This is a genomic window from Rickettsia endosymbiont of Gonocerus acuteangulatus (assembly GCF_964026435.1).
GTDB lineage: Bacteria > Pseudomonadota > Alphaproteobacteria > Rickettsiales > Rickettsiaceae > Rickettsia.
In genome coordinates this window covers 663,746-677,395 of sequence record NZ_OZ032147.1, presented here as the reverse complement: position 1 = coordinate 677,395, position 13,650 = coordinate 663,746, and the positions used below count along the sequence as shown (strand labels likewise).

The following is a 13,650-nucleotide window of genomic DNA, read 5'->3' as shown; positions in this document are numbered from 1 at the left end:
CTGAAAAATCTGACGCCCAAGTAGAATTGTTAGAAATGTCGGCAAGCGGTATACTTGCAAAACTTACGCTATGTTATAGCAAATATGCTAAAAACTCTTATTACACAGCAATGTTTTATAGTGAAGCACTTCATAATATCCCTTAATTCATGGGCATTATATCAAACATAGCGTAAGTTTTGCTTGTTTAATTTGAAAAATTGGCTACGTCGTCCTATAAGTAATGCGGTGCTCACGTATTAAGTATACGCTCCGCTCCTTGTCTTGTGGACTTCTTGCTCTTTTCCAAATTAAACTTCGTCTACCGGCTTTTCGTTTATTAGTAGTATATTCACGATGCACAATATTGGACAGAATTACCTCCTATAGAGATTTTGCAGAAAAAAATCGGAGAAATAGTATTGCAGACAAAAAGAATTTATGAAAATAGACCTATTACAAACGCATACGAATAAAGATAATTTGTATATCCTTGATACTTCAAGATTTGGTAAGCCAAATTTCAGGACTTGCCTATGGTGATGAATAGTACCGGACAGTTATTATTCTATGTCATTTTTAGCAACGGCGGGAATCGAGCTTTTAATTTTAAAAACTTGCTGCTTTTATGTTTACTTTTCTGGATTCCCGCTTCTGCGGGAAGGCATTGCCTGCGTGGATCGAGAGTCGTCATTGCGAGGAAATTACGAAGTAATTGACGAAGCAAGGAAGTATAAAAAATGCTAGTTTATAGCATTTTTTATTATTTTTTTCTGGATTGCCACGCTCATTTTATTCGCTCGCAATGAAGGAAAAATTGATCTACGCAAGCAAGCCTTAAGTGGGAATGACATATAAGGTCACCTACACTAAAATATAACACTTTTTTAAAACTATCCGATACTATAGGACAAGCAACTAAATGACACCGATCACGTTTTTCGATGTAGGCAATGCCGTTATAAGGTAATAGAGGAAACTAGTCCACACAAAGTAATACTTACTTCTTTGCATATAATAAGTACTAATTATGCATTAACTAAGATAGATGTTTGGTGATTATTATTTTATCTATCCCGTAATTAAGTTGCGGGATAAATAAAGCATTTGAATAAAGACAAATCAAATTGTAGAATGATAAAGCTAGTCTTATGCTGACTCAGCTAAAGGCTCTGTTGTAGATTCTTCAGTTTTTTGTTCACGTAAATAGTCTTGTACTTCTGATTCTGATCTTGCAACAATAACTGTAACATCTGTACTAAGCTCAGCATGCAATCTTACTTCAACCTTGTAAATCCCTGTAGATTTAATCTGAGTATCAAGAATTATATTTAAATGAGAAATAGGGTAAGATACAGCTTGAGATAATTTTTCGGCTATTTCCTTATTATTTACTGAACCAAATAATTTACCATCATCTGAGGTCTGACGAACAAAAATTAATTTTTGATCTTTAATAAGATCATTAATTTTTGTTATTTCTTCTTTTACTTGTTTATCTTTTTCTTCTAATTCATGTTTTTGCTTAACAATCAACTCTTTATTAAGCTCAGTAGCTCTAATAGCTAATTTTTGTGGTAAAAGATAATTACGACCAAATCCGTCGGCTACTTTATGTATTTCCCCTATCTTACCTAATGTTCTTACCGGTTTAATTAAAATAACTTCCATGGTATTATACGTCCTTTACTTAGCTTGAAATACAAAAGGTAACAATGCTAAAATTCTTGCAATTTTAATAGCATTATTTAGCTTTCTTTGTTTTTTTGCACAAACATTTGTGATTCTACTTGGTAGCATTCTACCGCCTTCAGAAACAAATTTTATTAAAAGCTCTGGATTTTTATAATCAATAACCGGTGCATTAGGCACGGAAAGAGGACAACCTTTACGTCTTCTAAAGAACACTTTTTTAGAAGCTCTTTCCATTGGTTTTCGGGTTGTTGTTTCGCTAGTATTATTTTTCGACATTCTTTACCTATAATTCCTGCAAATTTAGATTTGATTATTTTAATTAGCCGTTACATCAATTACTGGAGTATTTTCTGTACTTTGATTTTTTAATATCGGTGAAGGCTCATTACTAATTGAATCTACTTTTTGTGTAAGAAATCTTATGATATTTTCATTAAGTTTCATTTTTCTTTCTAGCTCTTGCTTTACAGCTGAAGTAGTATCAAGACCTAAAAGGTAATAATGCCCTTTTTTGTGATTACCGATTTTATAAGCTAAAGCTCTTAATCCCCAGTATTCTTTTTTTACAATAGCACCGTTATTATCTTTAATGATTTTACTAAAATCATCAACTATTTTATCTATATCATTTAATGATACGTCTTGACGCACAATAAAAACTGACTCGTAAAAACTCATAATTATAAGAATCCCAACAAAAACTTTAAAATAAAGCTATTTATAGCAACTGAAACTATTAAATTCAAGTATTATTTTTAAAAAATTATTATTTCTTTGTTTATTTTTAAAAAAAGTTTGCTATAACACCTAGTAAATCTGCAGATTATTAACAAAAATTTTCAATTATTTACTAGATATTAACAGAGGTTAATTTAGTGTTAGACAAACTCTTACCACAACTTCTAATCATAGAAGAAGAAAATAAAAAAAGCATTAATATTTCTTTATGTAACGATATAGTAAAGAGCAGGCTTTAATATAACAAGAGTTATAAACATAGAAAAAATATTAAATTATTTCTTCAATGAACCACTTGCTATTATAGTTACTAATGCAGAACTACAGGAAAATCCTATGGTTACTGTATCTAATAATTAGGAAAATTGATAAGCTTTCTAATACCCCGATAATTTTTCTGTCTTCAACTAAGCAGTTAAATTTAATGGAGATCGATGATTTGATATCATTTTTCTATAAACCTTTCTTATCTGATCAGATAATACATTTTCTGAAAACCTTGTTAAGACGTTCTAAAACAATTTTACAGGATAATATTATCAAGTTTAAAAATATAAGCATTGATTTAAATGCTGAAAGGGTTTATAAGGGCAAGGAAACTATTCGTTTAGGTCCTACAGAATTTAAAATTCTGCGACTTTTTCTTCAATCGCCTGATAGCGTATTTTCACGCCGAGAAATAATGCGATATTTATGGGAAGATGACGAAAGTTTTAACCAGCGTCTGATTGATGTGCATATAAATAGAATTAGAGATGCTTTAGGAAAAGATAGTCCAATTATTAAAACAGTTCGTTTTATTGGTTATTCACTTAATAAAGATATAGTAGAATCAGATACTTAATGATAACAATTAAAAATTTCTTTGTATTTATATATTAATTGTGTTAATATTTCTTATCGATGCTAGTTAGGTTCATTGTTACAATTAAAAATCGGTTAAACTTTATGCTAAGTAAAATAAATAAGCCTGCGTTTTTTGCACTAATAATTTATCCTGTTATCCTGATATCGCTCTTAGTTAAATATGTATCTAATTATGGAATAGGTTGGACTGAAATTATTTTTCTAGTTAGCAGTTATTATGTTAATAATATTACTGTTGGGATTGGATTGCATAGATTATGGTCTCATCATTCTTATAAGATAAATAAATATGCTGAGTTTGTTTTAGTTATGCTATCTGCTGGAACTCTGCAAGGACCTGCGTTGTCTTGGGCATCAAATCACTATAAGCACCATGCTAAAACGGATACAGATCAAGATCCGCATAGTCCTTTAAAATTTGAAAATAGAGTTTTAGGTTTTATTTGGTCTCATATAGGTTGGATGTTAGTTGGGCAAGGCAGCTATAAATCTATTGATCGTATTACTTGGGTTAAACTTGGTAAAAATAATTTGTTAAAGTGGCAGCTAAGATATTATTGGCAGATAGCAGCCTTTATGAATATAGCTGTACCATTAATTATAGGTTACCTAGTCGGTGGTACTTTACATTCGGCATATATGGGATTTTTATTTATGGGTCTTGGTAGATTCCTGCAACAACAAGCAACTTTTTGTGTAAATTCTTTATGCCACTTTGTCGGTAGTAAAAAATATTATAAAGGAACTGCTGGAGATATTTGGTGGATGGCTTTATTTTTACTTGGGGAAAATTGGCATAATTATCACCATGCTTTCCCTGCAGATTATCGTAATGGTGCAAAATGGTATCATTTTGATGTTCACAAATGGATAATATTTTTGATGAGTAAAATTGGGCTTGCTTCAGAACTTGAACGTACTACAAAAGTAAGAGTTCAAGCGAAAATGCAAGAAACATTAAGTTATCTTAGTGAAAAAGAGAAGCAAAAATTAAACTTAATGCAAGCTAAGGTAGAGCAGCTTTTAGAAAATTTATGTTTAAAAATAAAAGAGCTTGAAGAATCATCTACTACGATTAAAGAGCAATTTAGAAGATCTTTTATAGAAATACAAGAATCTCTTAAAAATTTAGCAGAACAGATAAGCTCTGCTGCACAAATAACTGAAGAGCCTTCAAAGAAATTATTGAAAGTAGTTAATAGAAAAATTAACGATGCTGAACAGTCTATTTACAAACTATATAATAAATTAAATGCAATAAAAGTTTCTAATTAATTGCTTTATTTTTATCTAACAACTTTCTTCGTTTACTAGCGGTTTATGCCGCTAATAAACGAAGATTTGGCATATCTTTAACTAACTTTCTGCCAATTTTTCAAATTCTATTCAATTATAGAATCTCATATCTCAATTCCATCTAATAAAACTATCAATTCAAGCATTATTTTATTTCTTTTTCTTAATTTTTTTATATGATTCGAGCGGTTAAAAATTTTAATAATTTTTAATGTATACCGCAGATACTTCAAAAGTTAGAAATCAAATAAGTGGTGAGTTAAGCTAGGCGTAAAAAAAGGTCGATACAAGCGAACTTTGCAGGATTTGCCTGTGCTCACGTAGTTTATCTACGCTGTGCAGGCTCACCTTTAAATTCATCTTGTCTAGACCTTTTTGAAACATGCTGTAAATGCGAACCTCGAAATTTGAATAAAAGTAATCCCCGCCGCAAGCAGCGGGGTATTTTAGAAGAAAGCTAGCTGATGATCCTCATGCAGTTTCTGATATTCCTTGCCTTGGTTTTTTACGTATTTTCCTATCATATTCTCATTTCCATGCTTACCTACCGTACTCGTAAAATATCCATCAGTCCAAAATTCTCCACCCCATAATTGTTTCTTTACCTGTGGACACTGTCTAAATATTTGACGAGCTGTAACACTTTTAATTGTTGTTACTATTTTTGTTACGCTATAGGTTGGTACAGATTGTACCAAAAAATGGACATGATCTTCATCAACCCCTATTTCTAAAAATTTTATTTGATATCTCTTTTCTATCTCTAAACATATTTCTCGTAATACTTGATCAACTGATACGTCAAACACTGCTCGGCGATATTTTGCTGGAAATACCATGTGATACAGCAGTACCGTAACATTATGACTTTTATGTATATATTTGCTCATTCCGCCATATTACGCCGCAAGCGGCGGGGAATATACCCAAAAGAGATTTAATTCTGTTGAAGAAATAATTTTTAACTACGGCACTATAGGGAATAAATTACTTAACCAAGGTAAGATTCAAGAAGCAATGGCTGCTTATAAATTATCTATAGAATACGGCAAAGATAATAAATTTTTTATAGATAATTATTATCCTATTCCTTACTTAGGATTAGGGCTTATTTTTGAAAATGAACAATCTGAGAAAGCACTAGCATTTTTTAACAAAGCTATAAATATGGCAAGTAATTTTTATATAGATACTAAAAATATCTATTATGAAGAAGAAATTAATAATTATAATGATGGACTTGCTAAAGCCTATCTGTATAAAGCGTATTTATTAGAAAAATTAAAACAATTTGATGAAGCTGCAATCAATTATGGTGAGGCTACTATTTACAACAAATATATGTATTCCGCCTATTTTGGTAAAGTAGCTTGTTTGGGAAAGTTAGGAAAGGCTGAAGTGTCAACAGCGGTCGAAAAATGATACAGATTTTTAATATGCAACGGCTGAAAATTGATACAGTATCATAAAAAAATTATCTGATATTTAAGTCATAAAATTATCCTCCTGTTTATTAGTAATTTCTATTGGCACAAGACCAGCTTTCTTTTTATCCTTAAGCCTGAAACTATCACCTTTAATATTGAGTATAGTGGAGTGATGAAGCAGACGATCTAAGATAGCAGCTGTAAGAGCACTATCCTGAGCAAGACTATTGTGCCATTGTCCAAATGGAAGATTACTTGTAAGAATTATGCTACCCTTCTCATAACGCTTTGCTATAACCTGAAATAATAGATTAGCTTGTTCCTGTTTTAACGGCAGATATCCAAATTCATCTATTATAAGTAATTTATATGGTATAGCATAAGTCATTAAGGTACTGACAGAGCGAGAGTATCATGTTATAGTAAGCAAATATTAACAAGCATGTAAAGAGATATGGCACGAGCATATGCAATAGAACTAAGACTAAGAGTTATAAAAGCTGTAGAAGCAGGGATACGAATAAGTAAGGTAAGTAAATTATTTAATGTAAGTCGTGATACTATATATAAATGGAAAAAATTAAAAGATAAGCAAGGTACTTTAGAAGCAGCAACTGGTTATCAGAAAGGACATAGTCATAAGATAAAAGATTCAGAATTTTTTAAAGCTAATATGAATAAAATATCAAAGGAGTTAGCAAAGCAATGGGGTAATATTGCATCTGTAACTATTTTAAGACAAATCAGAAAACTTGGCTATAGCTATAAAAAAACTCATTTTCATCCGAAAAGAGATATTAAATTAAGAAATGAATTTATAGCAAAGATACAAACCATCACAAAAGACAAATTAGTATATCTTGATGAATCTGGAATAGAGGATAATGCTTGCAAAGAGTATGGATGGAGCATTATAGGACAAAGGTGTTATGGAGAAAAGGTGTATCAACATAAATTTAGAATAAGTATGATAGCTGGTCTTTGTAATGGTAATCTTATTGCTCCTGTAATATTTGAAGGTAATTGTAATACAGAGGTCTTTAAAACTTATATTAGGGATGTATTAATTACAGAATTACAACCTGGGCAAACCGTTATTATGGATAACATTAATTTTCATAAAAATTCTAAAGTTAAAGAGTTCATTGAATCCGTTGGTTGTACCATATTGTATTTACCAACTTACTCTCCTGATTTAAATCCTATAGAGCATTACTGGTTTAAGATAAAAAATGAAATTAGGAAAGTTGTAGAAGATTTTGAAACATTTTATGATGCTGTTTTTAATACTATTAAATTGTCAGTATCTTAATGATTTATGCTATACCAGACTCACTACTCCTATACCTTTAGTAACTCTACCTGTAGCTCCACTGTACTGCGATCTTGCAATTTCTATTTGCTTCGTATTCCTTTTATTTAAAACCGTATCATCAAATATTGTATATCCATTAGATGAAAAAATAACATCATTCTTGATGTGTTCCCATAACAAAGAAGGTGTATATTTTTCATTCCTTAAAAATCTATTAATAACATCATGACTACATTTCTTTGCATGTTCAGCGTAGTAGGTTAAACTATAATTCTTTTGGCTAACTATTAAAAATTGACAATAATCTGTCCTATTAATTGGTATTGCTTGCAACTTTATCCTCTTTGACATGTTTAATTATTTTTACAATAATTTATCACTTTTTTACTCATAGCATAAGTTTTGTTATTAATGCTTGACCTAAAATAGATATAGGAGCTGTCTGCATAGGATCACCGACCACTATAACATTTTTTGATTTGTAAATAGCACTTACCGCACATTGTGGGGGAGTTTGTCCTGCTTCATCGATAATAAGCCAAGCAAGGTCGTTATGCCTAAAATGCTTAAACATATTATCGAAAGAATGGAAATTTGTGGAAACTACTGGAATGACCATAAAAAAGTTCTGCCATAAAATACGCCAAATTTCCGGCTCTATATTATTAAGTTTTCCGCTTATTATTTCAGAGAAGAAATTCAAACTATTCCAAAAATTACTAGCGTTGGCATTTATAAATATCTCATGTAACTTAATTGCTTGGATAAATAGTTTTGAACGTAATTTTTCAACTTCTTGATTAAAATAAGGAGTAGTTCTATGAAACTCATCATAATCATTAGAGTAATTTTGCCAAAAATCATCCTCCTTAAAACTTGCAACATCAAATTTTCTTGCTTCTAAGAATTCTGTATAATCGGATAAAAATTTTTCTGTTTGTGCGAGTTGCTCAATATCAAGTTTTAATTTTTTAGATTTATCCTGTAATAGCTGAATATCAGCTTTAGTTTTTTGGGCTAGATCTAATTGCTCGCTTTTTGAGCGAGTTAAACGTAAATTATCTTGAATAAAATCATTATGTCTCTTTGTTTTGAAAAAAGTATGAACTACCGCAAAAAAACCTAACGATAAAAAATTACGCTCATAATCTAATTCCTGGATTTTAGAATCGATATATTGTAGGTTTGCTTCTAAACTCTTTATCTGTTCAGTCCATTCTTCTAAAAATTTCAAGAGATCTTTATTTTGATAAGTTTCTAACAAATCGTTTTTTTATTTGTTTAAACTAATAATTTTTTCTATTGCTTTATTAATATCTAAAATCTCTTGATGTAATTGATTAAAATATTTGCACTCTTTTTGCCATGTCTCTTTAATTAATGTCGGTGAGCTATAATAGTCAGGTATTAAATGTTTCAGAGTATGAGCTTCCTGCTTACCTTTTAGTAGATTTAAATATTGAAACATTGTTTTGCATTTATAACTTTCATTAGTTTTAAAGCTAGCAAATTCAGGCTTCCAAAATTTATCCATAAAAGCTTGACGATTAGCACTTCTACCTAATACTGCGGTAAATATTCCCCAATTCTTATCATTATCCTCATCATTCGCTAACCAATCAAAAAACTTTATTTCTTCATGATAAATTTTATCTATTTTCGCATAAAGAGGTAGCTCCTTAGAAATATTTTCAACAGCACTATTATTAGATGAAGCTACAACAATTTCGTAATTTTGAAGCGAGGGATCTATAGCTGCTACTTCATATTCAAGTCCCATAACTTTAAATGAACATTTATCACCGCTAAACCCTTTCTTTATCGGGAGTTTTAAATTTAGCAAGATTAGATGCTCGTTTAACGTAAATATTGGCTATTATATCAAATAATAAAGTAGTTTTACCGGTACCGGGTGGACCATTGATGGCAAAAATATGTTCATTATTTTCTGTTTTCTGGATAATATTCAAAACTTACGCTATGAGTAAAAAAGTGATAAATTATTGTAAAAATAATTAAACATGTCAAAGAGGATAAAGTTGCAAGCAATACCAATTAATAGGACAGATTATTGTCAATTTTTAATAGTTAGCCAAAAGAATTATAGTTTAACCTACTACGCTGAACATGCAAAGAAATGTAGTCATGATGTTATTAATAGATTTTTAAGGAATGAAAAATATACACCTTCTTTGTTATGGGAACACATCAAGAATGATGTTATTTTTTCATCTAATGGATATACAATATTTGATGATACGGTTTTAAATAAAAGGAATACGAAGCAAATAGAAATTGCAAGATCGCAGTACAGTGGAGCTACAGGTAGAGTTACTAAAGGTATAGGAGTAGTGAGTCTGGTATATTATAACCCTGATATTAATAAGTTTTGGGTAATAGATTATCGAATTTTTGCACCTGATCATGATGGAGCAACAAAACTAGAACACCTATTAAACATGTTAAATAATGCTGTTTATAGCAAGAAGATTCCTTTTCAAACAGTACTTTTTGACACATGGTATTCTACACACAAAATTATGCAACATGTTGACTCTCTGGGGAAATATTATTATGCCCCTATTAAAGCCAATAGAAACGTTAGTAAAACGCACGATTCTAAACCTTATAAAGCTGTAAAAGAGTTGACATTTTCAGATGAAGAGATCAGGCATGGAGTAGAGATTCATATAAAAGGCTTTGCTAAAAATAAGCATGTTAATTTGTTTAAATTTACTGTTTCTACCAACAGAGTTGAGTATGTTGTTACCAATAACAAAACTCACAAATCTTCTAAAGCTGCACAAGATGAGTGTGGCTTTCGATGGGTAATTGAGAGCATGCACAGAGAAATTAAGCAACTTACTGGGATAGAACGTTGTCAATGCAGGAAACAGCGTATTCAACGTAATCATATTAGTTGGGCATTTTTAGTTTGGGCATTTCTCAAAAGGACTGCAAATACAATCGGTAAAACGGTTTACCAAATAAAGTTAGGGCTTTTAGATGACTATATGCAACAACAGCTGCGTTCTCCATCTTTACGATATTTAGAACCAAACATAGCGTAAGTTTTGCATTAATAACTTAGATATACTTAATGAGCTTGAAGATGCAAAAAAACAATTAGATGAATTAAAAAGTAAAAAAATTACTGGATTATTTGCTTTAAATAATAATGGTGAAAATGCATCAATATCTTTTGATCAAAATTTGATAGATATATTAAAAATTTTAAAAGAGGTCCCAGATTTTGTTAGTATAATAAGAACACATCCCGATTTATTTCCAACTATATTTAGTGATCAATACTCTAGCATTTTTAGAGAAATGCTCACCAGAAGATTATGAGAATATAATAATAGAGCTAAGTTTATTAAATTCAAAATCTCAAAACCTGGAATCTTTAATTGTAAAAAAGCAAATATCTGAAGAAGTTACTTTGCATAATCAAGTGGCTTCTATTACTAATAAACCTATTCATATGGGTATTCATGGTAGATTGTTGTTGCCTAATGCTGCGATTGCTGGTGGTGATGAAGAGGACGCAATAAACAGAGGAGTATGGATCAGTAGTTTATATGGAGTAAGCAATCAAAAAGCATGGAGAAGCATACCGAAATATCAAGGACGCACTAGCGGTGTAACTATCGGTATGGACACAGAACTTAGTAATAGCTCTGACGTAATAGGTATAGCTTATTCAAGAATTGAGTCGCATTTTAAATATAATAAGAAGTTTGCTAAGACCGCACTTAATGGACATTTATTAAGTGTTTATGGTTTAAAAGAATTACCGAAAAACTTTTCATTGCAAGCTATAGCATCTGTTGGTCATAATTATATTAAAAATAAAGCTACATCTGCTAATAATATTATTAGTAAATATCAAAATAATAGCTTTAATTTTGAAGCATTATTAAATTATAAGTATCGTACAAATTATGATTTATACTTAATACCAAATATTGGATTAAAATACGATTATTCAAGAAGTAGTGGTTATAAAGGAAATGATTTTGTACAAAAATTAATGATTCAAAAGAAGTCAAATCGTCTATTAACGACTAGTTTAGGTGGTAAGGTAGAATTTAAATCGATAAAGGTTTTAAATGATATAACGCTAGTGCCAAGCTTGTATAGGAGTATAGAAAATCATTTTTATAATAAAGATACAAAAGTTAATGCTAAGGCAGTTTTAAATAATCAAATAATAGAAGAGAAGATTATTATATCAAAACAGCCTAAATTTGGTTATAATATTGGAGGTAATGTTCTTTTAAAAAAGAAGAATATAAATGTAGTATTTGAATATACAAAACTTACGCTATGAGTAAAAAAGTGATAAATTATTGTAAAAATAATTAAACATGTCAAAGAGGATAAAGTTGCAAGCAATACCAATTAATAGGACAGATTATTGTCAATTTTTAATAGTTAGCCAAAAGAATTATAGTTTAACCTACTACGCTGAACATGCAAAGAAATGTAGTCATGATATTATTAATAGATTTTTAAGGAATGAAAAATATACACCTTCTTTGTTATGGGAACACATCAAGAATGATGTTATTTTTTCATCTAATGGATATACAATATTTGATGATACGGTTTTAAATAAAAGGAATACGAAGCAAATAGAAATTGCAAGATCGCAGTACAGTGGAGCTACAGGTAGAGTTACTAAAGGTATAGGAGTAGTGAGTCTGGTATATTATAACCCTGATATTAATAAGTTTTGGGTAATAGATTATCGAATTTTTGCACCTGATCATGATGGAGCAACAAAACTAGAACACCTATTAAACATGTTAAATAATGCTGTTTATAGCAAGAAGATTCCTTTTCAAACAGTACTTTTTGACACATGGTATTTCTACACACAAAATTATGCAACATGTTGACTCTCTGGGGAAATATTATTATGCCCCTATTAAAGCTAATAGAAACGTTAGTAAAACGCACGATTCTAAACCTTATAAAGCTGTAAAAGAGTTGACATTTTCAGATGAAGAGATCAGGCATGGAGTAGAGATTCATATAAAAGGCTTTGCTAAAAATAAGCATGTTAATTTGTTTAAATTTACTGTTCCTACCAACAGAGTTGAGTATGTTGTTACCAATAACAAAACTCAAAAATCTTCTAAAGCTGCACAAGATGAGTGCGGCTTTCGATGGGTAATTGAGAGCATGCACAGAGAAATTAAGCAACTTACGGGATAGAACGTTGTCAATGCAGGAAACAGCGTATTCAACGTAATCATATTAGTTGGGCATTTTTAGTTTGGGCATTTCTCAAAAGGACTGCAAATACAATCGGTAAAACGGTTTACCAAATAAAGTTAGGGCTTTTAGATGACTATATGCAACAACAGCTGCGTTCTCCATCTTTACGATATTTAGAACCAAACATAGCGTAAGTTTTGTATAATCATTACACCCATAAAAAATATAAAAGCAATCAAGGGTTAGTGAAGTTAAAAATTAATTTGTAGAACAAAATAGATAAAGAGATAAGGCTTCATTCTCTTTATCTATTTGAATTTAAGTAAGTAATGTTAGTAATTACTTCTTGACAGTATACAAGTATTACTTTATATTTTTTATCTATTATATAAGTTAAAGTTTGATAGGTTAAGCTTATGTCTCGTAAATGTGAACTCACTGGAGTGGGTGTTTTATATGGCAATAATGTATCGCATTCACAGCGTAAAACTAGAAGGCGTTTTGAGCCTAATTTAAGATCGGTTAAGTTTATAAGTGATATAACAACCGCAGAATATAGATTATCAGTTAGTGCTAGATGCATAAGTTCAGTTGAAAAAGCTGGCGGGTTTGATGCATATATGTTAAAAGCTAATAATGATGCTTTATCCACTACAGCTAAAGCTATTAAGAAAAAAATAATTCAGACTAAGGTGGCAAAATCATTATGAAAAATGGGATACATCCAGACTATAAAAAGTTTTTAATTAAGGTTGGAAGTGATGTTTTTGAAACGATGTCAACTCATCCTGCAGGTGAGATTTTAATGGATGTTGATTTCAGAAAACACCCAGCATGGAATAAAGATATCGGAAATGTAGTAAATCAGTCTAACAAAAGCGTTAGTGATTTTAATAAAAGATTTTCCGGTCTTTCTTTCAGTAGTCAAAAAAAGGAAGCTAGTTAAGATTGTCATTGCAAGGAAATGCATTGCAGAGGGTGGAAACAATCTCAGGAATTCTGCTTTATGAGGTTGCCACGCTTATTCATATGCGTAGTTTATGATGCTAGAGATTAGTTTGCTCTAATCATTTATGTCATCAATCTTTGTTTACAACATTAATAAAC

At 30.5% G+C, this 13,650-nt stretch carries 19 protein-coding genes and 1 pseudogene; 11 read left to right on the top strand and 9 right to left on the bottom strand.

Translation table 11 applies throughout. From position 1 onward, the window contains the following. The first annotated feature begins 549 nt into the window (after positions 1–549). A complete protein-coding gene (locus AAGD55_RS04130) occupies positions 550–726 on the top strand; it encodes a hypothetical protein (protein WP_341792245.1) in 177 nt (58 codons plus the stop codon). 402 nt (positions 727–1,128) lie between these two features. Here the strand turns inward: AAGD55_RS04130 and rplI are convergent, their stop codons facing one another. The 3 genes from rplI to rpsF are packed head-to-tail and all read right to left on the bottom strand — an operon-like array spanning position 1,129 to position 2,352. Next, positions 1,129–1,650 carry a 50S ribosomal protein L9 gene (gene rplI / locus AAGD55_RS04125; protein ID WP_341792244.1) on the bottom strand — a complete coding sequence of 174 codons (522 nt, stop codon included), beginning with the start codon at positions 1,648–1,650 and terminating at the stop codon, positions 1,129–1,131. A 15-nt stretch (positions 1,651–1,665) separates the two neighbouring features. Next, positions 1,666–1,950: a 30S ribosomal protein S18 gene (rpsR, locus tag AAGD55_RS04120; protein WP_341788698.1), complete on the bottom strand. Its 285-nt coding sequence runs from the start codon at positions 1,948–1,950 to the stop codon at positions 1,666–1,668. A gap of 39 nt (positions 1,951–1,989) precedes the next feature. Then, positions 1,990–2,352 (bottom strand): 30S ribosomal protein S6, encoded by a 363-nt coding sequence (gene rpsF / locus AAGD55_RS04115; protein ID WP_341792243.1) that lies wholly within the window; start codon positions 2,350–2,352, stop codon positions 1,990–1,992. Positions 2,353–2,836: 484 nt separating this feature from the next. Here rpsF and AAGD55_RS04110 point away from each other — a divergent pair, with 484 nt between their 5' ends. Both AAGD55_RS04110 and AAGD55_RS04105 read left to right on the top strand, forming a co-directional pair. Then, positions 2,837–3,256 carry a response regulator transcription factor gene (locus tag AAGD55_RS04110; RefSeq protein ID WP_341792242.1) on the top strand — a complete coding sequence of 140 codons (420 nt, stop codon included), beginning with the start codon at positions 2,837–2,839 and terminating at the stop codon, positions 3,254–3,256. 104 nt (positions 3,257–3,360) lie between these two features. Beyond that, positions 3,361–4,554, top strand: a complete 1,194-nt coding sequence (locus tag AAGD55_RS04105) for a fatty acid desaturase (protein ID WP_341792241.1) — start codon at positions 3,361–3,363, stop codon at positions 4,552–4,554. A 467-nt stretch (positions 4,555–5,021) separates the two neighbouring features. On the opposite strand, the gene tnpA is transcribed toward AAGD55_RS04105, so the two are convergent. After that, on the bottom strand, positions 5,022–5,465 hold the full coding sequence (tnpA, locus tag AAGD55_RS04100; RefSeq protein ID WP_341790826.1) for an IS200/IS605 family transposase: 444 nt from the start codon (positions 5,463–5,465) through the stop codon (positions 5,022–5,024). Here tnpA and AAGD55_RS04095 point away from each other — a divergent pair. Then, on the top strand, positions 5,458–5,997 hold the full coding sequence (locus tag AAGD55_RS04095) for a hypothetical protein (protein WP_341792240.1): 540 nt from the start codon (positions 5,458–5,460) through the stop codon (positions 5,995–5,997). The genes tnpA and AAGD55_RS04095 overlap by 8 nt on opposite strands. A 63-nt stretch (positions 5,998–6,060) precedes the next feature. Here AAGD55_RS04095 and AAGD55_RS04090 read toward each other — a convergent pair. Then, positions 6,061–6,369: pseudogene (locus AAGD55_RS04090) on the bottom strand (ATP-binding protein); the annotation flags it as partial. A gap of 87 nt (positions 6,370–6,456) precedes the next feature. Between AAGD55_RS04090 and AAGD55_RS04085 the strand changes: the two are divergent. Then, the gene (locus tag AAGD55_RS04085; protein ID WP_341792239.1) at positions 6,457–7,314 is read left to right on the top strand and encodes an IS630 family transposase; all 858 of its coding nucleotides are present in this window, start codon (positions 6,457–6,459) and stop codon (positions 7,312–7,314) included. Positions 7,315–7,323: 9 nt separating this feature from the next. On the opposite strand, the gene AAGD55_RS04080 is transcribed toward AAGD55_RS04085, so the two are convergent. From AAGD55_RS04080 to AAGD55_RS04065, 4 genes are read right to left on the bottom strand one after another with little or no spacing between them, the layout of a single operon-like run. Continuing rightward, positions 7,324–7,668 carry a hypothetical protein gene (locus tag AAGD55_RS04080; protein ID WP_341792238.1) on the bottom strand — a complete coding sequence of 115 codons (345 nt, stop codon included), beginning with the start codon at positions 7,666–7,668 and terminating at the stop codon, positions 7,324–7,326. A 37-nt stretch (positions 7,669–7,705) separates the two neighbouring features. After that, complete coding sequence (locus tag AAGD55_RS04075) at positions 7,706–8,581, bottom strand: AAA domain-containing protein (RefSeq protein ID WP_341792237.1); 876 nt, start codon at positions 8,579–8,581, stop codon at positions 7,706–7,708. A 9-nt stretch (positions 8,582–8,590) separates the two neighbouring features. Beyond that, positions 8,591–9,097 carry a hypothetical protein gene (locus tag AAGD55_RS04070; protein ID WP_341792236.1) on the bottom strand — a complete coding sequence of 169 codons (507 nt, stop codon included), beginning with the start codon at positions 9,095–9,097 and terminating at the stop codon, positions 8,591–8,593. Positions 9,098–9,122: 25 nt separating this feature from the next. Continuing rightward, complete coding sequence (locus AAGD55_RS04065; RefSeq protein WP_341792235.1) at positions 9,123–9,287, bottom strand: AAA domain-containing protein; 165 nt, start codon at positions 9,285–9,287, stop codon at positions 9,123–9,125. 51 nt (positions 9,288–9,338) lie between these two features. Between AAGD55_RS04065 and AAGD55_RS04060 the strand changes: the two genes are divergently transcribed. From AAGD55_RS04060 to rpmE, 6 genes are all read left to right on the top strand, one after another. Further along, on the top strand, positions 9,339–10,388 hold the full coding sequence (locus tag AAGD55_RS04060) for a transposase (protein WP_341790834.1): 1,050 nt from the start codon (positions 9,339–9,341) through the stop codon (positions 10,386–10,388). A 230-nt stretch (positions 10,389–10,618) separates the two neighbouring features. Next, positions 10,619–11,650: an autotransporter outer membrane beta-barrel domain-containing protein gene (locus tag AAGD55_RS04055; RefSeq protein WP_410526115.1), complete on the top strand. Its 1,032-nt coding sequence runs from the start codon at positions 10,619–10,621 to the stop codon at positions 11,648–11,650. A gap of 37 nt (positions 11,651–11,687) precedes the next feature. Then, the gene (locus AAGD55_RS04050; RefSeq protein ID WP_341792234.1) at positions 11,688–12,221 is read left to right on the top strand and encodes a hypothetical protein; all 534 of its coding nucleotides are present in this window, start codon (positions 11,688–11,690) and stop codon (positions 12,219–12,221) included. Continuing rightward, positions 12,178–12,540: a hypothetical protein gene (locus AAGD55_RS04045; RefSeq protein ID WP_341792233.1), complete on the top strand. Its 363-nt coding sequence runs from the start codon at positions 12,178–12,180 to the stop codon at positions 12,538–12,540. Before AAGD55_RS04050 ends, AAGD55_RS04045 begins: the two co-directional genes overlap by 44 nt. A 419-nt stretch (positions 12,541–12,959) precedes the next feature. Further along, entirely contained in the window at positions 12,960–13,253 is a 294-nt protein-coding gene (rpmB, locus tag AAGD55_RS04040; RefSeq protein ID WP_341788463.1) for a 50S ribosomal protein L28, read from the top strand. Further along, positions 13,250–13,489 (top strand): 50S ribosomal protein L31, encoded by a 240-nt coding sequence (rpmE, locus tag AAGD55_RS04035; protein WP_341792232.1) that lies wholly within the window; start codon positions 13,250–13,252, stop codon positions 13,487–13,489. Before rpmB ends, rpmE begins: the two co-directional genes overlap by 4 nt. Positions 13,490–13,650: the final 161 nt, after the last annotated feature.